Source organism: Klebsiella sp. K5-204, assembly GCF_030128585.1.
In the GTDB taxonomy this organism is placed as follows: Bacteria; Pseudomonadota; Gammaproteobacteria; order Enterobacterales; family Enterobacteriaceae; genus Klebsiella; species Klebsiella quasipneumoniae.
Genome location: NZ_JAKUZS010000006.1, coordinates 23,006 through 44,577, shown reverse-complemented (window position 1 = coordinate 44,577; position 21,572 = coordinate 23,006). Strand labels below are relative to the sequence as shown.

Annotated in this window: 20 protein-coding genes; 10 read left to right on the top strand and 10 right to left on the bottom strand. The window is 59.9% G+C overall.

Annotated elements, in window-relative coordinates; genetic code table 11:
* Positions 1-83 precede the first annotated feature (83 nt).
* From hcaE to MKR05_RS16270, 6 genes are all read left to right on the top strand, one after another.
* Positions 84-1,445, top strand: a complete 1,362-nt coding sequence (gene hcaE / locus MKR05_RS16295) for a 3-phenylpropionate/cinnamic acid dioxygenase subunit alpha (RefSeq protein ID WP_048336305.1) — start codon at positions 84-86, stop codon at positions 1,443-1,445.
* Positions 1,442-1,960: a 3-phenylpropionate/cinnamic acid dioxygenase subunit beta gene (gene hcaF / locus MKR05_RS16290; RefSeq protein ID WP_023290652.1), complete on the top strand. Its 519-nt coding sequence runs from the start codon at positions 1,442-1,444 to the stop codon at positions 1,958-1,960. Before hcaE ends, hcaF begins: the two co-directional genes overlap by 4 nt.
* Positions 1,960-2,277, top strand: a complete 318-nt coding sequence (gene hcaC / locus MKR05_RS16285) for a 3-phenylpropionate/cinnamic acid dioxygenase ferredoxin subunit (RefSeq protein WP_044524356.1) — start codon at positions 1,960-1,962, stop codon at positions 2,275-2,277. Before hcaF ends, hcaC begins: the two co-directional genes overlap by 1 nt.
* Positions 2,277-3,089 carry a 3-phenylpropionate-dihydrodiol/cinnamic acid-dihydrodiol dehydrogenase gene (hcaB, locus tag MKR05_RS16280; RefSeq protein ID WP_048298021.1) on the top strand — a complete coding sequence of 271 codons (813 nt, stop codon included), beginning with the start codon at positions 2,277-2,279 and terminating at the stop codon, positions 3,087-3,089. The genes hcaC and hcaB overlap by 1 nt, the downstream gene beginning before the upstream one ends.
* A 9-nt stretch (positions 3,090-3,098) precedes the next feature.
* Entirely contained in the window at positions 3,099-4,301 is a 1,203-nt protein-coding gene (gene hcaD / locus MKR05_RS16275) for a phenylpropionate dioxygenase ferredoxin reductase subunit (RefSeq protein ID WP_238874840.1), read from the top strand.
* Positions 4,302-4,402: 101 nt separating this feature from the next.
* Positions 4,403-4,825: a DoxX family protein gene (locus tag MKR05_RS16270; RefSeq protein WP_101862571.1), complete on the top strand. Its 423-nt coding sequence runs from the start codon at positions 4,403-4,405 to the stop codon at positions 4,823-4,825.
* A 55-nt stretch (positions 4,826-4,880) separates the two neighbouring features.
* Here MKR05_RS16270 and glyA read toward each other — a convergent pair whose 3' ends face one another.
* Positions 4,881-6,134 (bottom strand): serine hydroxymethyltransferase, encoded by a 1,254-nt coding sequence (glyA, locus tag MKR05_RS16265; RefSeq protein ID WP_002914027.1) that lies wholly within the window; start codon positions 6,132-6,134, stop codon positions 4,881-4,883.
* 325 nt (positions 6,135-6,459) lie between these two features.
* Here glyA and hmpA point away from each other — a divergent pair, with 325 nt between their 5' ends.
* Positions 6,460-7,650, top strand: a complete 1,191-nt coding sequence (hmpA, locus tag MKR05_RS16260) for an NO-inducible flavohemoprotein (protein ID WP_238874838.1) — start codon at positions 6,460-6,462, stop codon at positions 7,648-7,650.
* A 74-nt stretch (positions 7,651-7,724) separates the two neighbouring features.
* Here the strand turns inward: hmpA and glnB are convergent, their stop codons facing one another.
* The 5 genes from glnB to purL all read right to left on the bottom strand — a co-directional run bounded on the left by glnB (position 7,725) and on the right by purL (position 16,069).
* The gene (gene glnB / locus MKR05_RS16255; RefSeq protein WP_002914032.1) at positions 7,725-8,063 is read right to left on the bottom strand and encodes a nitrogen regulatory protein P-II; all 339 of its coding nucleotides are present in this window, start codon (positions 8,061-8,063) and stop codon (positions 7,725-7,727) included.
* Positions 8,064-8,128: 65 nt separating this feature from the next.
* Positions 8,129-9,466, bottom strand: a complete 1,338-nt coding sequence (gene glrR / locus MKR05_RS16250; protein WP_048298025.1) for a two-component system response regulator GlrR — start codon at positions 9,464-9,466, stop codon at positions 8,129-8,131.
* On the bottom strand, positions 9,453-10,139 hold the full coding sequence (gene qseG, locus MKR05_RS16245) for a two-component system QseEF-associated lipoprotein QseG (protein ID WP_023290659.1): 687 nt from the start codon (positions 10,137-10,139) through the stop codon (positions 9,453-9,455). Before qseG ends, glrR begins: the two co-directional genes overlap by 14 nt.
* A gap of 29 nt (positions 10,140-10,168) precedes the next feature.
* Positions 10,169-11,590 carry a HAMP domain-containing sensor histidine kinase gene (locus MKR05_RS16240; protein WP_086075121.1) on the bottom strand — a complete coding sequence of 474 codons (1,422 nt, stop codon included), beginning with the start codon at positions 11,588-11,590 and terminating at the stop codon, positions 10,169-10,171.
* 591 nt (positions 11,591-12,181) lie between these two features.
* Positions 12,182-16,069, bottom strand: coding sequence for a phosphoribosylformylglycinamidine synthase (gene purL, locus MKR05_RS16235; protein ID WP_064157320.1), 3,888 nt, complete (start codon positions 16,067-16,069; stop codon positions 12,182-12,184).
* Between the two features lie 175 nt (positions 16,070-16,244).
* Here purL and mltF point away from each other — a divergent pair, with 175 nt between their 5' ends.
* The gene (gene mltF / locus MKR05_RS16230; RefSeq protein WP_032453733.1) at positions 16,245-17,861 is read left to right on the top strand and encodes a membrane-bound lytic murein transglycosylase MltF; all 1,617 of its coding nucleotides are present in this window, start codon (positions 16,245-16,247) and stop codon (positions 17,859-17,861) included.
* Here the strand turns inward: mltF and tadA are convergent.
* Entirely contained in the window at positions 17,858-18,367 is a 510-nt protein-coding gene (tadA, locus tag MKR05_RS16225) for a tRNA adenosine(34) deaminase TadA (protein WP_023290663.1), read from the bottom strand. The genes mltF and tadA overlap by 4 nt on opposite strands.
* A 62-nt stretch (positions 18,368-18,429) precedes the next feature.
* Entirely contained in the window at positions 18,430-19,065 is a 636-nt protein-coding gene (gene yfhb / locus MKR05_RS16220; RefSeq protein WP_017900418.1) for a phosphatidylglycerophosphatase C, read from the bottom strand.
* Between the two features lie 211 nt (positions 19,066-19,276).
* On the opposite strand from yfhb, the gene MKR05_RS16215 reads away from it, so the two are divergent.
* Both MKR05_RS16215 and MKR05_RS16210 read left to right on the top strand, forming a co-directional pair.
* The gene (locus tag MKR05_RS16215; protein ID WP_023290664.1) at positions 19,277-20,125 is read left to right on the top strand and encodes a MurR/RpiR family transcriptional regulator; all 849 of its coding nucleotides are present in this window, start codon (positions 19,277-19,279) and stop codon (positions 20,123-20,125) included.
* A 56-nt stretch (positions 20,126-20,181) separates the two neighbouring features.
* Complete coding sequence (locus tag MKR05_RS16210; protein WP_023290665.1) at positions 20,182-20,442, top strand: YfhL family 4Fe-4S dicluster ferredoxin; 261 nt, start codon at positions 20,182-20,184, stop codon at positions 20,440-20,442.
* A gap of 12 nt (positions 20,443-20,454) precedes the next feature.
* Here the strand turns inward: MKR05_RS16210 and acpS are convergent, their stop codons facing one another.
* Together acpS and pdxJ are read right to left on the bottom strand one after the other, a co-directional pair.
* Positions 20,455-20,835: a holo-ACP synthase gene (gene acpS, locus MKR05_RS16205; protein ID WP_004201835.1), complete on the bottom strand. Its 381-nt coding sequence runs from the start codon at positions 20,833-20,835 to the stop codon at positions 20,455-20,457.
* Entirely contained in the window at positions 20,835-21,566 is a 732-nt protein-coding gene (gene pdxJ, locus MKR05_RS16200) for a pyridoxine 5'-phosphate synthase (protein WP_023290666.1), read from the bottom strand. The genes acpS and pdxJ overlap by 1 nt, the downstream gene beginning before the upstream one ends.
* Positions 21,567-21,572: the final 6 nt, after the last annotated feature.

The window sequence follows — 21,572 nt, the reverse complement described above, 5'->3', positions numbered from 1 at the left end:
TCACACATTGATAACCCACAAGCAACATAAGAATGACACAAAAAAGAGAAGGTCAATACCTCTTACCCCACAGGATGAAAAAAATGACCATCAAAATGAAAACCGATGTCTACCAACTGGTCGACCCGCAAAACGGTCGCGTCACCCCACGGATCTATACCGACCCTGAGATCTATCAGCTTGAGCTGGAGCGGATCTTTGGCCGCTGCTGGCTGTTTCTGGCCCATGAAAGCCAGATCCCGCGGGCAGGGGATTTCTTTAACACGTACATGGGTGAAGATGCCGTGGTGGTGGTCCGCCAAAAGGACGGCAGCATTAAAGCCTTTTTAAATCAATGTCGTCACCGCGCGATGCGCGTGAGCTACGCCGACTGCGGCAATACCCGAGCCTTCACCTGCCCCTATCACGGCTGGTCTTATGGCATCGACGGCGAGCTGATCGACGTCCCGCTCGAGCCGCGCGCCTACCCGCAGGGGCTGTGCAAGTCCCACTGGGGGCTCAATGAAGTCCCGTGTGTGGAAAGTTACAAAGGCCTTATTTTCGCCAACTGGGATCCTACAGCCCCCACGCTGCGTGACTATCTGGGCGATATGGCCTGGTATCTTGACGGCGTCCTCGACCGTCGTGAAGGCGGGACCGAGATCGTTGGCGGCGTACAGAAGTGGACCATCGACTGCAACTGGAAATTCCCTGCCGAGCAGTTCGCCAGCGACCAGTATCACGCGCTGTTCAGCCACGCCTCGGCGGTGCAGGTGCTGGGCGCGAAAGATGATGGCAGTGAAAAGCGCCTGGGCGAAGGACAGACCGCCCGCCCGGTGTGGGAGACTGCCAAAGACGCGCTGCAGTTTGGTCAGGAGGGGCACGGCAGCGGCTTTTTCTTCACCGAACAGCCGGACGCTAACGTCTGGGTCGACGGCGAGGTCTCCCGCTATTACCGCGATACCTTTGCCGAAGCCGAGCAGCGGCTGGGCACCGTCCGCGCCCTGCGCCTCGCAGGTCACAATAACATCTTCCCGACCCTCTCGTGGCTAAACGGTACCGCCACGCTGCGCGTCTGGCACCCGCGAGGACCGGATCGGGTTGAGGTCTGGGCATTCTGTCTCACCGATAAAGCCGCCTCCGATGAGGTCAAAGCGGCGTTCGAAAACAGCGCCACGCGCGCCTTTGGTCCGGCTGGTTTCCTCGAGCAGGATGACTCGGAAAACTGGTGTGAAATTCAAAAACTGCTGAAAGGACACCGGGCGCGTCACACCAGCCTGTGTCTGGAGATGGGATTAGGCGAGGAAAAACGCCGCACAGATGGCATTCCGGGGATAACCAACTATATCTTTTCCGAAACTGCCGCCCGCGGTATGTACCAGCGCTGGGCCGATCTGTTAAGCAGCGAAACGTGGCAGGAAGTGCAGGAAAAAACCGCCGCTTACCAGCAGGAGGTGATGAAATGAGCGCCTTAGTCTCTGCTGAACTGCACTACCGCATCAGCCAGTTCCTCTACGAGGAGGCGCGTCTGCTGGACGACTGGCAGTTTCGCGACTGGCTGACGCAGCTGGACGACGAGATCCGCTACACCATGCGCACGACCGTCAACGCCCAGACCCGCGACCGTCGCAAAGGGGTCCAGCCGCCGACCACCTGGATCTTTAATGACAACAAAGACCAGCTTGAGCGCCGGATTGCTCGCCTGGAGACCGGCATGGCATGGGCAGAGGAGCCGCCATCCCGCACCCGCCATCTGATTAACAACCTGCAGATCAGCGAAACCGGACAACCGGATCGCTTCGCCGTGCGCCTTAACTATCTGCTATATCGCGCGCAAAAGGAGCGTGACGAGACCTGCTACGTCGGCACGCGGAGGGACACCGTCCGCCGTCTGCCTGGCGGCGAGTGGCGCCTGACGGCTCGAGAGATCGTGCTCGATCAGGCAGTGATCGCGTCCCACAACCTGAGCGTACTCTTCTGATGAATCGAATATTCGCCTGCTCCACCGTGGAGCTGCCGGAGGGGGAAGCCCTCCGCCTGGAGACCTCTCCCGTTATTGCCCTGTTCCATATTGGCGGAGCGTTTTATGCCGTTAACGATCGCTGCAGCCATGGCAACGCGTCGATGTCCGAAGGCTACCTGGAAGACGACGCGACGGTGGAATGTCCACTACACGCCGCCAGTTTCTGCCTGAAAACCGGCAAAGCGCTGTGTCTGCCCGCCACCGAGCCGCTGACCACCTATACGGTGCACGTGGAAGGCGGTGAGGTGTTTATTGATATTCCTGAGGAGGCCTGATGAGCGATTTACGCGATAACGTGGTGTTGATTACCGGCGGCGGTTCCGGCCTGGGTCTGGCGCTGGTTGAGCGCTTTATTGACGAGGGGGCGAAGGTCGCGACCCTCGAACTGTCCGGCGCGAAAGTCGCCAGCCTGCGCCAGCGCTTTGGCGATCGGGTGCTGGCGGTGGAAGGCAGCGTAACCCGCTACGGTGATTATCAGCGCGCAGTGGATCAGATCCTCACCACCTATGGCCGTCTGGACTGTTTTATCGGCAACGCCGGCATCTGGGATCATAACGCCTCCCTGATAGACACCCCGGCGGAGGCGCTGGAGAATGGCTTCCATGAGCTGTTCAACGTCAACGTGCTGGGCTATCTGCTCGGCGCCAAGGCCTGCGCCCCGGCATTAATCGCCAGCGAAGGCAGCATTATTCTGACCCTCTCCAACGCGGCCTGGTATCCGGGCGGCGGCGGCCCGCTCTACACCGCCAGTAAACATGCGGCGACCGGCTTAATTCGCCAGCTGGCCTACGAGCTGGCGCCGAAGGTGCGGGTCAACGGCGTTGGTCCCTGCGGGATGGCGACCGATCTGCGCGGCCCGCAGGCGCTGGGGCAAAGCGACACCACGATAATGCACTCCCTGACGGCGGAGAAGATCGCCGCCATCCTGCCACTGCAGTTTTTCCCCGAACCGGTCGATTTCACCGGCCCGTACGTCATGCTGGCTTCCCGACGTAATAATCGGACGCTGAGCGGGGTGATGATCAATGCCGATGGCGGCCTGGGGATCCGCGGGATCCGCCATGTCGCCGCCGGACTAAACCTGTAAGGAGTGATGATGAGCGAACCGATGATTGCCATTATCGGCGGTGGACAGGCCGGGGCGATGGCCGCCGCGGCCCTCCGCCAGCAGGGTTACCAGGGTCCCCTGCACCTGTTTTCTGATGAACCCCATTTACCCTATGAGCGCCCGCCGCTGTCGAAAGCGATGCTGCTGGATGCAGATCCGCAGCGACAGCCGGTGCTCCCCGCCAGCTGGTGGCAGGACAACAACGTCCAGCTGCATCTCGGTGTGACGCTGCGCGATATCGATCGTCAGGCGCAGAGCCTGACGCTGGCAGACAATCGCGTCTTTCACTGGCGACAACTGCTGCTGGCGACCGGAGCCGCCGCCAGACCGCTGCCGCTGCTCGACGCGCTGGGGGAACGTTGCCTGACCCTGCGACACGCCGGCGATGCTGCGCGTCTGCGCGCGGCGCTGCAGCCAGGGAGTGAGGTGGTTATCGTCGGCGCAGGCACCATCGGCCTGGAGTTGGCCGCCAGCGCTATTCAGCGCGGCTGTCGCGTCACGGTGGTGGAGCAGGCGTCGACGGTGATGGGTCGCAACGCCCCGCCGCCGGTCCGCGATTACCTGCTGGCCCGCCATCGCCAGGCCGGGGTACGGGTGCTGTTGAACAGCGCCATCGAACAGGCGGAACAGGGAACCCACCTCACCCTCACTTTACAGAGTGGCGAAACCCTGCGCGCCGGGACGGTCGTATATGGCATTGGCATCGTGGCTAACGATGCTCTCGCGCGCCGCGCCGGGCTGGAGACAGACAATGGCATCGTCGTGGATGCCGACGGCAGGACCTCGGACCCGGCTATTTTTGCCGCCGGCGACGTCACGCTGACGCGGCAATCAGATGGTTCGCTGTCGCGCGTCGAGAGCTGGGAAAATGCCAATATCCAGGCGCAGATTGCCGCTGCGGCCATGCTTGGCAAACCACGCCCCGCCAGGGCGCCAGGCTGGTTCTGGACCGATCAGTACGAAGATAACCTGCAGTTTATTGGCGATATGCAGGGCGAAAAGTGGTGGTGTCGGGGAGCGCCCGCCGATCGCAAAGCGATCTGGTTCCAGCTGTCCGACGGCGTGTTAACCGGCGCGGTCACCCTCAATCACGGTCGCGAGATCCGCACGCTGCGCAAGCTCATCCAGAGTGGTCAAGCGGTGAACGCCGAAACGCTATGCGATGAAAGCGTCCCGTTAAAAACGCGGTAATTTCGCTGTTCAGCGGACCGGGGATGTTGCCAGAACTAACGTGGCGGGAAGCAAAAACGTGTATTACGTTTAAAGGACACTTCTCTCATAACGAGCTGATTATGAACACACTCCGCTATTTTGATTTTGGCGCATCCCGCTCTCCGCTACTGCTTATCGCCCGCATCGCCGTGGTAGTTCTGTTTATTCTTTTTGGCTACCCCAAACTGCTGGGCTTTGACGGTACGGTGCAGTACATGGCCGCCTCCGGCGCGCCGATGCCGACCCTGGCGGCGATTATCGCCGTCATTATGGAGGTGCCTGCCGCCATTTTAATTGTGCTGGGCTTTTTCACCCGCCCGCTGGCGGTCATCTTTATCTTCTACACCCTGGGCACCGCGGTGATTGGCCATCACTACTGGGATATGACTGGCGATGCGGTATTGCCGAACATGATTAACTTCTGGAAAAACGTCAGCATCGCCGGCGCTTTCCTGCTGCTGGCGGTAACCGGCCCCGGAGCGATTTCGCTCGACCGCCGCTAATCTCCAGACGCAAAAAAGGCCGCAAACGCGGCCTTTTTGATGTCAACGCTAACGCTTACGCATAAACCGGGAAGCGGGCGCAGATATCCAGGACTTTGCCTTTCACGCGCTCAATGACCGCGTCGTCATTGATATTGTCCAGCACATCACACATCCAGCCAGCCAGCTCTTTGACTTCCGCTTCTTTAAAGCCGCGGCGAGTCACTGCCGGAGAACCGATACGGATACCGGAGGTTACGAACGGGCTCTTCGGATCGTTCGGCACGCTGTTTTTGTTGACGGTGATGTTGGCGCGGCCCAGGGCAGCGTCAGCTTCTTTACCGGTCAGATTTTTATCCACCAGGTCCAGCAGGAACAGATGGTTCTCAGTACCGCCAGACACCACTTTGTAGCCGCGGTTCAGGAACACTTCCACCATCGCTTTGGCGTTTTTCGCAACCTGCTGCTGGTAAACTTTAAACTCTGGCTCCATCGCTTCTTTCAGCGCCACCGCTTTCGCCGCGATAACGTGCATCAGCGGGCCGCCCTGCGCGCTTGGGAATACCGCAGAGTTCAGTTTCTTGTACAGCTCTTCGCTACCGCCTTTCGCCAGGATCAGGCCGCCGCGCGGACCCGCCAGGGTTTTGTGGGTGGTGGTGGTCACGACGTGAGCATGCGGAACCGGGTTCGGATACACGCCAGCGGCAATCAGGCCTGCCACGTGCGCCATATCGACAAACAGGTATGCGCCGATGCTGTCGGCGATTTCACGCATTTTTGCCCAGTCAACGATACCGGAGTAAGCGGAGAAACCACCGATGATCATCTTCGGTTTATGTTCCTGTGCCTGCTTCGCCATGTCGTCATAGTCAATTTTGCCGGACTCATCAATACCGTAAGGGATGATGTTGTACAGTTTGCCGGAGAAGTTAACCGGAGAGCCGTGAGTCAGGTGGCCGCCCTGCGCCAGGTTCATCCCCAGCACGGTATCGCCCGGCTGCAGCAGCGCGGTGTAGACGGCAAAGTTAGCCTGGGAGCCGGAGTGCGGCTGGACGTTAGCATAGTCAGCGCCGAACAGCTCTTTCGCGCGGTCGATAGCCAGCTGCTCAACCACGTCGACATATTCGCAGCCGCCGTAGTAACGCTTGCCCGGATATCCTTCAGCATATTTGTTGGTCAGCTGAGAGCCCTGCGCCTGCATCACGCGCGGACTGGTGTAGTTTTCGGAGGCGATCAGTTCGATGTGCTCTTCCTGACGTACTTTTTCCTGCTCCATAGCCTGCCACAGTTCGGCATCATAATCGGCAATGTTCATTTCACGCTTTAACATCCGCATCTCCTGACTCAGCTAACAATAAAATTTCGGCCTAAAAAGGCGGTCCGATTGGACAACGGCCCACAGTATAACCGAATCATTCTGTGATAACAGGTCTTGACAAAGGATTTTACGCAAACGTTTGGCTCCGCATGACACAAGGCTTTGAGCAATAACGCCTCTCTCAGTATCAACGGATTTCTTTTCAGGATTGTGATGCAAATTCTTCATGTTGTAACTGCAACGGCGGAAAGTGTTAAAGAACCATTTACAACGCAGGGTTATTTCCTTAAGATGCATTTAAAATACATCATTAAGGTAACACACAAGGAAGCACGCTATGCTCGACGCTCAAACCATCGCTACGGTCAAAGCCACCATCCCCCTGCTGGTAGAGACTGGACCAAAATTAACCACCCATTTCTACGATCGTATGTTTGCGCATAACCCGGAGCTCAAAGAGATCTTCAATATGAGCAACCAGCGCAACGGCGACCAGCGAGAAGCGTTGTTCAACGCCATTGCCGCCTACGCCAGCAATATCGATAACCTGCCCGCCCTGCTGCCGGCGGTGGAAAAAATCGCCCAGAAACACACCAGTTTCCAGATCAAACCGGAGCAGTACAACATCGTGGGCAGCCATCTGCTGGCGACCCTCGATGAAATGTTCAGCCCGGGTCAGGAAGTCCTTGATGCCTGGGGGAAAGCTTACGGCGTGCTGGCGAACGTCTTTATCGGCCGCGAAGCCGAGATCTATCAGCAAAACGCCAGTAAAACCGGCGGCTGGGAAGGGACCCGCGCGTTCCGTATCGTGAAGAAAACCCCGCGCAGCCAGCTTATCACCAGCTTTGAGCTCGAGCCGGTCGACGGCCAGCCGGTCGCCGATTACCAGCCTGGCCAGTATCTGGCCATCTGGCTGAAGCCGGAAGATTTCGAATATCAGGAAATTCGCCAGTACTCCCTGACCCGCAAAGCGGACGGCAAGGGCTACCGCATCGCGGTTAAACGCGAGGAAGGCGGCCAGGTTTCCAGCTGGCTGCATAACCATGCCAGCGAAGGCGATGTGGTCTATCTGGCGGCGCCGGCCGGGGACTTCTTCCTTAACGTTGAGCCGCAGACGCCGGTCACTCTGCTCTCCGGCGGCGTCGGGCAAACGCCGATGCTGGCGATGCTGGATGCGCTGGCGAAGAGCCGCCATCAGGGTCAGGTGAACTGGTTCCATGCGGCAGAGAACGGCGACGTGCACGCCTTCGCGGACGAAGTTAAAACGCTGGGTGAAACCCTGCCGAAGTTTACATCTCACGTCTGGTACCGCAGCCCGAGCGAAGCGGACCGTGAATCCGGCGCGTTTGATAGCGAAGGTTTGATGGATTTAACGGCCCTGGCCGGCAAGATCGGCGACCCGCAAATGCAGTTCTATCTCTGCGGCCCGGTGGCGTTTATGCAGTTTGCCGCGAAGCAGCTGGTAGATCTGGGCGTGAGCAGCGGCAACATTCATTACGAATGCTTCGGGCCGCATAAGGTGCTGTAAGCCCCGACGACGCGGGGATTTGTAGGCCGGGTAAGCGCAGCGCCACCCGGCAATACTGCAGCGAGCGGCGAGCGTTAAATCGCCGCGTCGTCTTCTTCGCCGGTACGGATACGAATCACGCGCGCGACATCAAAGACAAAGATTTTACCGTCACCGATTTTGCCGGTCTGCGCGGTACGGATGATGGTATCCACACAGGTATCGACGATATCGTCGGTCACCACGATTTCAATTTTCACTTTCGGCAGAAAATCCACCATATACTCCGCGCCGCGGTAGAGTTCGGTGTGCCCTTTCTGGCGGCCAAAGCCTTTCACTTCCGTTACCGTCATCCCGGTGATGCCGACTTCGGCCAGCGCTTCACGCACGTCATCCAGTTTGAAAGGTTTAATAATCGCATCAATCTTTTTCATGGTGTTCCTGTCTTAGTCGCGTAACCGGTTGCTTACCGTATCATAACTTGCGCTATGTTGCGGAGCTACTCTTTAAAGTCGTTGGCGTCGAGCTCATGGCGCGACAGCAGCTTATAGAATTCAGTGCGGTTGCGTCCAGCCATCCGCGCGGCGTGGGTGACGTTGCCCCTGGTAATCTGCAGCAGCTTGCGCAGGTAGTTCAGCTCAAACTGATTGCGCGCCTCCACGAAGGTCGGCAGGGCGGTGTTCTCGCCCTCCAGCGCCTGCTCCACCAGCGCATCGCCGATCACCGGCGACGAGGTCAGGGCCACGCACTGCTCAATCACGTTCACCAGCTGGCGCACATTGCCCGGCCAGTTGGCGGCCATCAGCCGCTTCATCGCATCGCTGGAAAACGCCCGAACGAACGGCTTATGGCGATCGGCGGACTGACGCAGCAGATGGTTGGCCAACAGCGGAATATCTTCCGTGCGTTCGGAGAGCGGCGGGATCTTCAGGTTAACCACATTGAGGCGATAGAACAGATCTTCACGAAACTCGCCGCGAGCCATCGCCTTCGGCAGGTCGCGGTGGGTGGCGGAGATGATCCGCACGTTGATCTCGATATCGCGGTTGCTGCCGAGCGGGCGTACCTTACGCTCCTGCAGGACGCGCAGCAGCTTCACCTGCAGGGCGACCGGCATATCGCCAATCTCATCGAGAAACAGCGTACCGCCTTCGGCGGCCTGGAATAACCCTTCGCGGTTGCTGACCGCGCCGGTAAAGGCGCCCCGCGCATGGCCGAACAGTTCGGACTCGAGCAGCTGTTCCGGCAACGCGCCGCAGTTAATCGCCACGAACGGCTTGTCATGACGCGGGCTGGCGTTGTGGATCGCCTGGGCGACTATCTCCTTCCCGGTCCCGCTCTGGCCGTTAATCAGCACGCTAACGTCGGATTGCGCCACCATCCCGGCCTGTTCGAGCAGGCGCAGCATCAGCGGGCTGCGGGTGACAATGGCCTGACGCCAGGCTTCGTCGGTGGCTGGCGAGCGCTGCTCCAGCGCCTCATCAATGGCTTGATACAAGGCGTCTTTATCAACCGGCTTAGTCAGGAAGCTGAAGACGCCCTGCTGGGTGGCCGCCACCGCGTCGGGGATCGAGCCATGGGCGGTGAGAATGATCACCGGCATGCCGGGCTGCCCCTTCTGGATCTCACTGAACAGCTGCAGACCGTCCATTTCATCCATCCGCAGATCGCTAATCACCAGATCCATCTTCTCACGCCCCAGCACGCGCAGCGCTTCCGGGCCGCTCTCGGCGGTGACCACGCTATAGCCTTCGCTGACCAGGCGCATGCCCAACAGCTTCAGCAGCCCCGGATCGTCATCCACCAGCAGCAAACGCGCCGGTTTACGGATCGTCATGGATCACCTCCGGCACTTTTTCGCTGCCGAAATTGCCGCCCGGCTTGCGGCTGGAGAGCTGGCGTTCAATATCCGTCAGATTCTCCAGCTTACGGGTGGTCAGCTCCAGCTGTTCGCGCAGCGACTGCTCCTGCTGGCGCAACGTCTCCAGCTCGCTATCGCTGGACTGCTGAAGCTTCGCGTAGCGGGCTCGCTCCTCCACCAGCTGCAGCTGACGGGCCTGCCCGTCGCGCCAGAGCTGATACAGCGGGCGGACCTGAACGGCGATTTGCGGGCTGAAGGTGTCGAGACGCGCCACCAGCTCGCGGCGCTCGTCAGGGGTAATTTTGGCATCGGCAAGCAGAATGCCGCGGCGGAACGCGTCCTGCCAGCTGTCGTCGGTATGGCGTTTCGCCTCCGCTCGCGCCTGCGCCGGCGCGAGACGATCGGCGCAGTCAATGCCCCGCAGCCAGTAGAGGGGGTTTTTGTCGCTGGCATCGCTGCTGTGCGCCCAGATATCGGCGCAGTCCACCGCGACAAAATCGGCCACCTGATGCTGCGCCTGCCCGGGGGCGGCGGCACCTTCCGCACTATGCGGCGAGAAGCCGGCGGAACACCCCGCCAGCGTCAGACAAGCAATGCCTGAGAGCAGCCATCCGCTAAGGGAACGGCGCCAGGCCAGGAATTGGGACATAGTTCCCCGATATCGATTCATTAGTTGGATTATTCCGGCGCTGAGGGAAGCGTAATGCGAAAACAGACCTGCCCGGCGGGGGCGTCAACCAGACTGAGCTCCCCTTGCATCTGACGGACGCAGTCGCGGGCGATGCTTAACCCCAGTCCACTGCCTTTCACGGCCCCTTTACGCTGGTGACTCCCCTGGTAAAAAGGCTCAAAAATCATATTCTTTTCCGCGGCCGGGATCGGTTCGCCGCTGTTGGCGACATCAATACGCACCTGCTCTCCGTGCCGGTAGCTATGGATACGAATGTTACCGGATTCAGCGCCATAGTGCACCGCATTGGAGTAGAGATTATCCATTACGCTTATCAATAGCGCAGGCTCTGCCAGACAATGCCGCGCCCGCAGCGCCAGCTCGGTATGCATCAGTTTAGCCCGCGCGGGCAAACTGTGCGCCGCCACGACGTTTTCCACCAGCTCCACCAGGTCCACTTCTTCCCGGGCTACCGGGCCGTCGGCCTGTTTGCGGTTGTAGTCCAGCAGCTGTTCAATCAGCTTTTGCAGGTTGCGGCTGCTGCTGTCGAGGATCTCGACGATCTCCTGCTGCTCCGGCGTCAGCGGCCCGGCGACACGGTCGGCCAACAGCTCGGTGCCTTCACGCATACTGGCCAGCGGGGTTTTCAGCTCATGCGACAGATGGCGAAGAAACTGATGCCGCTGCGACTCCAGCCATGCCAGGCGCTCGCTGAGCCAGATAATGCGCTTGCCCACCGAGCGCAGCTCGCGCGGGCCGGTAAACAATGCCGCGTCGTCCAGCGATTTCCCAGCCCCCAGCTGGTTGATCATTCTTTCGATGCCTTTCACCGGGCCGATGATCATGCGGGTAAAAAGCAGCACCAGCGCCAGGCTCAGCAGAAACAGCACCAGCGCCTGCCAGCCGAAAAACTGGCCGCGCTCGGCAATCTCCTGCTGCAGCTGCTGGCCGCGGGAATAGACCACCGCCCGGGTCGCCTGGACCATGTCGCTGTTATTACTGGCGAACACTTCCAGTCTGGCGGCTGCCTGGGCGTCGGGGCCGCTGTTGTTACACTGCAGCTGCGCCAGATCGCTGACATCCTGGCGCAGCGCCTGCCAGAGCTTCTCGTCCGGCAGCACGCCGGCGTGCGCGTCCAGCATCTGGCTGTAGCGCTGCCGCTGGTTTTGATAGACGCGCGCCAGCGTCGGATCGTCCAGCACGCAGTACTGGCGATAGCTGCGCTCCATCTCCAGCGCGGCATTGATCATCGCCTCGCTGCGGCGGGCATCGACCAGCGTAGTGCGGTTGATATGCGCCGCCTGGGCGCTGAGGGCATTGAGGCTCTGCCAGGCCTGCCAGGCCAGCACCAGCAACGGCAGCAGGATCAGCACAAAGGAGAGCGTCACCAGCTGACGCAGCGAACGGGGAAAAAGAGAGAGTCGCTTCAAGGGTGTGGTCTCAATCATTAGCTCTGGTCGATGCTAACTGAGGAGCGCGGCGGAGAAAAGCGATACCCGTCGCCACGGCGCCGCAGAAACAACAAAGCCAGGCGCAAGGCCTGGCTTTGTTGAGAAATGAGGCGGTGCCTTACTCGACGTTTCGCCCGATGTCTGATAAAGCCAGGCTGTTATCAGGAGTTGGACGGCAGGCACCTGTTTGTGCGTCATTCGAAGTTTATGTAGCGCGTCCCGAAGGGGCTGACATAAGAAGGTGAATGAGCCACTGGTTAATATTATGCATGAACTATGCCATCTTTCAAAACATTTTATTAACACGTTGATATATATGACTTTCACCATAAAATCCAACCATTCCAGCGCTGTATACTTTTCATCCATGATGTCGCCGATTAGCGACACTAAATATGCCCCAGGTTACTCATCATTTAAATCAATAACTTAAGTGTCGCCTTTTGACGACACCGCAATATGCCAGTTGTCGGTGATTCCCGACACCCTGGCGTGCCGACCGTCACAGATAAAAAAAGCCCCCTGCCTGAGCAGGGGGCTGATACGTTCGCGTGGCACGCTTCGGGAAGATTAACCCAGCTGTTTACGCGCGTTGCGGAAGATACGCATCCACGGGCTGTCTTCGCCCCAGTTTTCCGGGTGCCAGGAGTTGCTTACGGTGCGGAAGACGCGTTCCGGGTGCGGCATCATGATGGTCGCGCGCCCGCTTTCGCTGGTCACCGCGGTGATACCGTTCGGGGAACCGTTCGGGTTCGCCGGATAGGTTTCGGTCACTTTGCCGAAGTTGTCCACGAAGCGCAGCGCTACCAGACCTTTGCTCTCCAGCTGGGCCAGATGCGCGCTGTCGCGCACTTCCACCTGCCCTTCGCCGTGGGAGACCGCAATCGGCATCTGTGAGCCAACCATGCCTTCCAGCAGCAGAGACGGGCTTTGCGTCACTTCCACCAGGCTGAAGCGCGCTTCAAAGCGGTCAGACTGGTTGCGCACAAAGCGCGGCCACAGGTCGCTGCCCGGGATCAGCTCGCGCAGGTTGGACATCATCTGACAGCCGTTGCACACGCCGAGCGCCAGGGTCTGCGGACGATGGAAGAAGGTCGCGAACTCATCGCGCACGCGCTCGTTGAACAGAATCGACTTCGCCCAGCCTTCGCCTGCCCCCAGCACGTCGCCGTAGGAGAAGCCGCCGCAGGCCACCAGGGCATGGAAATCGCCCAGACCGGTGCGGCCCGCCAGCAGGTCGCTCATATGCACGTCGATGGCGTCAAAGCCGGCGCGATGGAAGGCTGCCGCCATTTCAACGTGAGAGTTCACCCCCTGCTCGCGCAGGACGGCCACTTTCGGACGCGCGCCGGTGGCAATGTACGGCGCGGCGACGTCGTCATTAATATCAAACGAGAGCTTCACATTAAGGCCCGGATCGGCGTCGTTGGCTTTCGCCTCGTGCTCCTGATCGGCGCAGGCCGGGTTGTCACGCAGACGCTGCATCTGCCAGGTGGTTTCCGCCCACCACATGCGCAGGGTGGTGCGGCTTTCGCTAAACACCGTCTGACCGCTGGCGGTCAGCACGAAGCGATCGCCCTCGACCGCTTTACCGAGGTAATGCACGCAGTCCGCCAGGCCGTTAACCGCCAGAATGGCTTCCACTGCCTCACGGTCTGCGGCGCGGACCTGAATCACCGCCCCCAGCTCTTCGTTGAACAGCGCCGCCAGACGGTCGTCGCCCAGCGCGGCGATATCCGCTTCCAGTCCACAGTGGCCGGTAAAGGCCATTTCCGCCAGGGTAACCAGCAGGCCGCCGTCGGAGCGGTCGTGGTAGGCCAGCAGTTTACGCTGCGCCACCAGGGCCTGCATCGCATCCCAGAAGCCTTTCAGCTGCGCGACATCGCGCACGTCAGCCGGCTTGTCGCCGAGCTGGCGATAGACCTGCGCCAACGCCGTCGCGCCCAGCGCGTTGTGCCCTTTACCGAGGTCGATCAGCAGCAGGGCGTTATCTTCCGTCGAAAGCTGCGGCGTGACGGTATGACGAACATCTTCGACACGGGCGAAGGCGGAGATCACCAGCGACAGCGGAGAGGTCATCTCACGCTGCTCGCTGCCTTCCTGCCAGCGGGTTTTCATCGACATTGAGTCTTTGCCGACCGGAATGGTCAGGCCCAGCGCCGGGCACAGCTCTTCGCCCACCGCTTTCACCGCCTCATACAGACCCGCGTCTTCGCCCGGGTGGCCGGCGGCGGCCATCCAGTTAGCCGACAGCTTCACGCGGTTCAGCTCGCCAATCTGCGTGGCGGCGATATTGGTCAGCGCTTCGCCAACCGCCAAACGGCCGGAGGCGGCGAAGTCCAGCAGAGCAACCGGGGCGCGCTCGCCCATCGCCATCGCTTCGCCGTAGTAGCTGTCGAGGCTGGCGGTGGTGACCGCGCAGTTGGCCACCGGGATCTGCCACGGGCCGACCATCTGGTCGCGGGCGACCATACCTGTCACGGTGCGGTCGCCGATGGTCACGAGGAAGGTTTTCTCGGCCACCGTCGGCAGGTGCAGAACGCGATTAACCGCATCGGCGATGGTAATCGGTTGGCGATCCAGCGCGCTGCCCTGGGCTTTCAGGGTCTGCACGTCGCGGGTCATTTTCGGCGTTTTGCCAAGCAGGACGTCCAGCGGCAGATCGATCGGCTGATCGTTAAAGTGGCTGTCGCTCAGGCTCAGGTGCTGCTCGGCGGTGGCTTCGCCGATAACCGCATAAGGCGCGCGCTCGCGGCGGCACAGCTCGTCGAACAGCGGCAGTTGCTCCGGGGCGACCGCCAGGACATAACGTTCCTGCGATTCGTTACACCAGATCTCCAGCGGGCTCATGCCTGGCTCATCGCTCAGGATATCGCGCAGCTGGAATTTACCGCCGCGGCCGCCGTCGCTGACCAGCTCCGGCATGGCGTTGGAGAGACCGCCGGCGCCGACGTCGTGGATAAACAGGATCGGGTTGGCGTCGCCCAGCTGCCAGCAGCGGTCGATCACTTCCTGACAGCGACGCTCCATTTCCGGGTTGTCACGCTGGACGGAGGCGAAATCGAGGTCAGCATCGGACTGGCCGGAGGCCATGGAAGACGCCGCGCCGCCGCCGAGGCCGATGTTCATCGCCGGACCGCCCAGCACGATCAGCTTCGCGCCGACGGTAATCTCGCCCTTCTGCACGTGCTCGCCGCGGATGTTGCCGATACCGCCGGCCAGCATGATTGGTTTGTGGTAGCCGCGCAGCTCTTCACCGTTATGGCTGGTGACTTTCTCTTCATAGGTGCGGAAGTAGCCGTTCAGCGCCGGGCGACCAAATTCGTTGTTAAACGCCGCGCCGCCCAGCGGGCCTTCGGTCATGATGTCCAGGGCGGTGACGATGCGATCCGGCTTGCCGAAATCTTCTTCCCACGGCTGTTCGAAGCCCGGGATGCGCAGGTTGGAAACCGAGAAGCCCACCAGGCCCGCTTTCGGCTTCGCGCCGCGGCCGGTGGCGCCTTCATCGCGGATTTCGCCGCCGGAGCCGGTTGCCGCGCCCGGCCATGGGGAGATGGCCGTCGGGTGGTTATGGGTTTCCACCTTCATCAGAATGTGCGCCGGCTCCTGATGGAAGTCATAGCGTCCGGTCTGGTGGTCGGCAAAATAGCGCCCCACTTCAGACCCTTCCATCACCGCGGCGTTGTCTTTATAGGCCGACAGGACGTAGTCCGGCGTTTTTTCGAAGGTGTTTTTGATCATTTTGAACAGCGACTTCGGCTGCTGTTCGCCGTCGATGATCCAGTCGGCGTTGAAAATTTTGTGACGACAGTGCTCTGAGTTCGCCTGGGCGAACATATACAGCTCGATATCGTTCGGATTGCGTCCCAGACGGGTAAAGGCGTCCTGCAGGTAGTCAATTTCGTCATCTGCCAGCGCCAGCCCCAAACGGAGGTTGGCGTCAATCAGCGCCTGACGCCCTTCGCCCAACAGGTCAACGCTGGTCACCGGCGTCGGCTGATGGTGAGCGAACAGCTTTTCGCCCGCTTCCAGCGCGTCGAAGACGCTCTCCATCATGCGGTCGTGCAGTTCCGCCGCCACCGCGGCCCACTGCGCTTCGGTCAGGGTCGAGGCTTCAACATAATACGCCACGCCGCGCTCCAGACGCACAACCTGAGCCAGGCCGCAGTTATGGGCGATATCGGTAGCTTTAGAAGACCAGGGAGAGATGGTGCCAGGGCGAGGGGTCACGAGCAGTAATTTACCGGTCGGGGTATGGCTGTTTAAGCTCGGGCCATACTTAAGCAGTCGCGCCAGGCGCTCGCGATCGTCAGCGCTCAGCGGGGCGTTCAGATCGGCAAAATGAATATACTCGGCATATATGGCGCTTACCGGAAGGTTGGCCGCCTGAAATCGTGCCAGCAGTTTATTAATACGGAATGCCGACAGTGCAGGTGAACCACGCAAAATTTCCATCATAAGTCTCTCGTCTTCGAAGCTTTCAGGGTGAGCCAGGGGGGGAAACGGGCGTCATTATAGTGAATCCTGCGCCCCGACGAAACCGTTTGCGTAGAAATAAAATCATTGATGCTGTTTATCAATAAATGTGACGTCCATCGCGAATAAGTTGCCAACTGGCGCATTCTTAAGCAGAATGCCGCTCATTCGACGACAACCTTGCGTTTTTTCCGGACATCGCCTGCTGAGGAACCTGAAGCTGCAGAAGATTAACGCGCTGAAAAAATTAAAGATTAATTATCTGCTCATCGGCATTGTCACCCTTTTGCTGGCGGCTGCCCTGTGGCCGTCGATCCCCTGGTCCGGTAAACCGGAGAACCGGGTGGCGGGCATTATCGCTCGCGGCGAGCTACGCATCAGCACCATCAACTCGCCGATGACCTTCGCCACCATGAACAATAAAACCTTCGGCCTGGACTACGAACTGGCGAAGCAGTTTGCCGACTACCTCGGCGTGACGCTTAAGATAACCGTCCGCCAGAACATCAGCCAGCTGTTTGACGACCTCGACGACGGTCAGGCCGATATGCTGGCCGCGGGGTTGGTCTATAACCAGGAGCGGGTGAAAAACTACCAGGCCGGCCCTGGCTACTACTCCGTTTCCCAACAGCTGGTCTATCGCGTCGGCAATACCCGGCCGCGCAGCCTCGCGGCGCTGACCGCCGAGCAGCTCGCCATCGCCCCGGGTCACGTGGCGATCAACGACCTGCAGGTACTGAAAGCGGAGAAATACCCGGATCTTGCCTGGCGCGTGGACGAAAAGCGCGGCACCACCGCGCTGATGCAGGCGGTGATTGACGGCAAACTCGATTACACCATCGCCGACTCGGTGGCCGTCAGCCTGTTCCAGCGCGTCCATCCGGAGCTGGCGGTAGCCCTCGATATCACCGACGAACAGCCGGTCACCTGGTTCAGCGCCCGGGACGACGATAATTCGCTGTCGGCGGCGATGCTTGATTTCTTCAACAATATTAATGAAGACGGCACCCTGGCGCGCCTGGAAGAGAAGTACCTCGGCCACGGCAACGATTTCGATTATGTCGATACCCGCACCTTCCTGCGCGCGGTGGAAAACATTCTTCCGGAGGTGCAGCCGCTGTTTGAAAAGTACGCCCGCGAGATCGACTGGCGCCTGCTGGCCGCCATCGCCTGGCAGGAATCCCACTGGGATCCGCAGGCCACCTCGCCTACCGGCGTGCGCGGCATGATGATGCTTACGCGTAATACGGCGCAGAGTCTGGGGCTGACTGACCGGACCGATGCGGCGCAGAGTATCGACGGCGGTATGCGCTATCTCCAGGATATGATGGATAAAGTGCCGGATTCGATCCCGAAAGATGAACGCATCTGGTTTGCGCTGGCCGCTTACAATATGGGCTATGCCCATATGCTGGACGCCATGGCGCTCACCCGCAAACAGAAAGGCAATCCCAACAGCTGGGCAGACGTTAAGCTGCGTTTACCCCTGCTGAGCCAGAAACCCTATTACAGCAAACTTAAATACGGCTATGCCCGCGGCCATGAGGCCTACGCCTATGTGGAAAACATCCGCAAATATCAGATAAGCCTTGTCGGCTATTTGTCAGAAAAGGAGCGCCAGCAGCAGCAAACGCTGGCCCTGGCGGAGGATTACCCGGCGGTGCTCCCCAATGAGCTCGAACAGCCGCAGGAGACCACCCTGCCCTTTTTCAAGTTTCGCGCCGATAAACAGATGGATAATGCCCGGATGAAACTCCCCGGCCACCTGTATTAACTTTCCCCGTTCTGCTCCCGGGCTTTCTTCAGCGCTTTTTTCTCTTCCCGCCGCCAGCGGAAGAAGTCGCTCAGCATGGCAGAGCAGGATCCCGCCAGCACGCCTTCGCTAATCTCAACCCGATGGTTCATTCCCGGGTGGTGCAGAACATCCATCAGCGAGCCGGCGGCGCCGGTCTTGGCATCCCTGGCGCCAAACACCAGGCGGGCGATACGGCTGTGCACCATCGCGCCCGCGCACATCACGCAGGGCTCGAGGGTCACGTACAGCGTGGCGTCGATCAGGCGATAGTTTTGCAGCACCAGCCCGCCCTGGCGTAAGGCCATAATTTCCGCATGGGCGGTGGGGTCGTGACGGCCTATCGGCCGGTTCCAGCCCTCGCCAATGACCTGATTGTTATGCACCAGCACCGCGCCCACCGGCACCTCGCCCTCTTCCCAGGCGCGCTTCGCCAGCGTCAGGGCATGACGCATCCAGTATTCATCATTGAGTTCGAGGTCAGACACAGCGGCCACTCCAGCAGAAAAAGCGGGGCGCATTATACATGGGAGCTATCAATTACACACTATTACTCCAGTTGCTGCAGCTCTCCCTGCGGGGTGACCCGCCAGCGATGCTGGCAAAAGCCGAGCAATGGGTTATCCTGCTCGCTATCGCTATAGCCGCTATACAGCTGCAGCGGAGCGCCAATCTTTTTCTCCAGCTGCACCACCTTTTCATGGCCCAGGCAGCGCAGGGTCAATACCCAGCCGCCCCAGCGGCGCGCGGTGCGGCTGGCTATCAGATTCACCCTCGGCAGCCAGAGGGTATCGCGATAGACCTGTTCCACCAGCGACTGCGGCGAGCCGGTGATCAACCAGACGTCGGCATCGGTACTGGTCAGGTAGGCCGTCAGCCGCGCATGAACCACCGGAAACGCCGTCACATGATGACGAAACCAGCCGACAAACTCCGCTTCCAGCCGCTTCAGTACCGCCTCGCGACGGCCAAAGGTTGACGCCCACAGCAGCAGGCTCATCGGCCAGCGCGCCGCCCGCCCGCACACCGCCAGCCCGGCAAGGATCGCCGGCCCCATCGCCACCACCAGCAGCAGGTTCAGCGGCAGATGGCGCAGCAGGTAGCGCAGAAAACTGCCGAACATATCCTGTTGATGCAAGGTTCCGTCCAGATCGAAAAACACCACTCTCCGTTCACTGTGCTGCAAACTGCCTCCTTCTCTCAGGATTCGCTTCTCGTTAGGGTAAGCTTAACAGTCTTATGCCAAGAAGAGGGAAAACATCCCTGCCGTTAAGGAAGAATTAAATTAGCAGGCGAAGGAAAAATTGTGGCTTATGAATTTTTAATTCGTGGTATACCCCTTATAATCGAATAAAAATTCTGTCAGACACGAGCCGGACGGCTCCAGCGGAGCTCCAATGAACTGTTTAACGCGTATTCGTCAGCGCTATCCCACCCTGGCGGCGAGCGACAAAAAGTTGGCCGATTTTATTCTGAGCCAACCCGATGACACCCGGCACCTCAGCTCGCAACAGCTGGCGGTGGAAGCCGGTGTGAGTCAGTCCAGCGTGGTTAAATTTGCCCAGAAACTGGGGTTCAAAGGCTTTCCGGCGCTGAAGCTGGCGCTGAGTGAAGCGCTGGCCAGCAGCCCGGATCCGCACTCCGTTCCGGTACATAACCACATTCGCGGTGACGACCCGCTGCGTCTGGTGGGCGAGAAACTCATTAAAGACAATGTCGCCGCCATGCATGCCTCGCTGGACGTCAACACTGAAGAGACGCTGCGGGAAGCCGTCACGCTGCTGCGCAACGCCCGGCGGGTGATCGTCACCGGGATTGGCGCGTCCGGCCTGGTAGCGCGTAACTTTAGCTGGAAGCTGATGAAGATCGGCGTTAATGCTGTTTCGGAGCAGGATATGCACGCCCTGCTGGCGACGGTGCAGGCCATGTCCAGCGACGATCTGCTGCTGGCGATCTCTTACTCCGGCGAGCGTCGGGAGATCAATATGGCGGCCGGTGAAGCGCTGCGCGTGGGCTCCAGGATCCTGGCGATCACCGGCTTTAGCCCTAACGCTCTGCAGCAGCAGGCGACCCACTGCCTGTATACTATCGCCGAAGAGCAGGCGACGCGCAGCGCGGCCATCTCTTCCACCAGCGCGCAAATGATGCTCACCGACCTGCTGTTTATGGGGCTGGTGCAGCAGGATCTGGAGCGGGCGCCGGAGCGCATTCGCCATAGCGAAGCGCTGGTGAAAAAGCTGGTCTGAGCAGAAAATGGGCGTATAATGCCCGCCCTGTTTGTGTTGTTTCTGAGATTTTCCTGATGGCGCTGTTAATTACCAAAAAATGCATCAACTGCGATATGTGCGAGCCGGAGTGCCCTAATGAAGCCATTTCGATGGGTGACAGCATTTATGAAATTAACAGCGACCGCTGCACCGAATGCGTGGGCCATTACGACACGCCCACCTGCCAGAAGGTGTGCCCGATCCCAAATACCATTCTGAAAGATCCGGCACACGTCGAGAATGAAGAACAGCTGTGGGATAAATTCGTCCTGATGCACCACGCGGATAAAATTTAACCGCTTCCCGGCTTAGCTTTCGACAATCACCGTGGCGCAGGCGTAATGGCGCTCATCGGCGAGCGTGACATGAATATGGCTCACCCCCAGTCGTTCCGCCAGCCGTTGCGCCTCACCCCATAGCCGCAGCTTCGGCTTGCCCAGCTCATCGTTGTAAACTTCGAACTGATTAAAGGCCAACCCGTTGCGGATCCCGGTCCCCAGCGCTTTCGCCGCCGCTTCCTTGACCGCAAAGCGTTTCGCCAGGAAACGCACCGGCTGCTGGTGCTGCTCCCAGATGCTCCATTCATGGTCGCTCAGCACCCGGCGGGCAAGGCGATCGCCGCTGCGGGCGATCACCGCCTCGATGCGGGCGATCTCGACGATGTCGGTACCCAGCCCGAGGATGGCCATTAGCCGCGCGCTTCCAGCATCAGACGTTTCATTTCCGCCACCGCCTCTTTCAGGCCGCTCATTACCGCCCGGCCAATAATCGCGTGGCCGATATTCAGCTCATGCATTTCCGGCAGCGCAGCAATCGCTTTCACGTTGTGATAGGTCAGACCGTGACCCGCATTGACCTTCAGGCCGAGGCTGGCGGCGTAAGTGGCCGCTTTGGCAATACGTTCCAGCTCCTTCGCCTGCTCGGCGTCGGTTTTAGCATCGGCATAGCAGCCGGTGTGGATTTCGATATAGGGCGCGCCAACGTCAGCTGCCGCTTTGATCTGCGCTTCATCCGCATCGATAAACAGGGAGACCTGGATGCCAGCATCCGCCAGGCGTTGACAGGCATCACGCATCTTGTCGCGCTGGCCGGCCACGTCCAGTCCGCCTTCGGTGGTCACTTCCTGACGCTTCTCCGGCACCAGGCAGCAGAAATGCGGTTTGGTTTCGCAGGCGATCGTCAGCATCTCTTCGGTGACCGCCATTTCAAGGTTCATGCGGGTGTGCAGCGTCTGGCGCAGGATACGCACATCGCGATCGGTGATATGGCGGCGGTCTTCGCGCAGATGCACGGTTATGCCGTCGGCGCCGGCCTGTTCGGCAATGAAAGCCGCCTGAACCGGATCCGGGTAAGCGGTGCCGCGGGCGTTACGCAAGGTCGCGATATGGTCAATATTGACCCCTAACAGTAATTCAGCCATGACAAT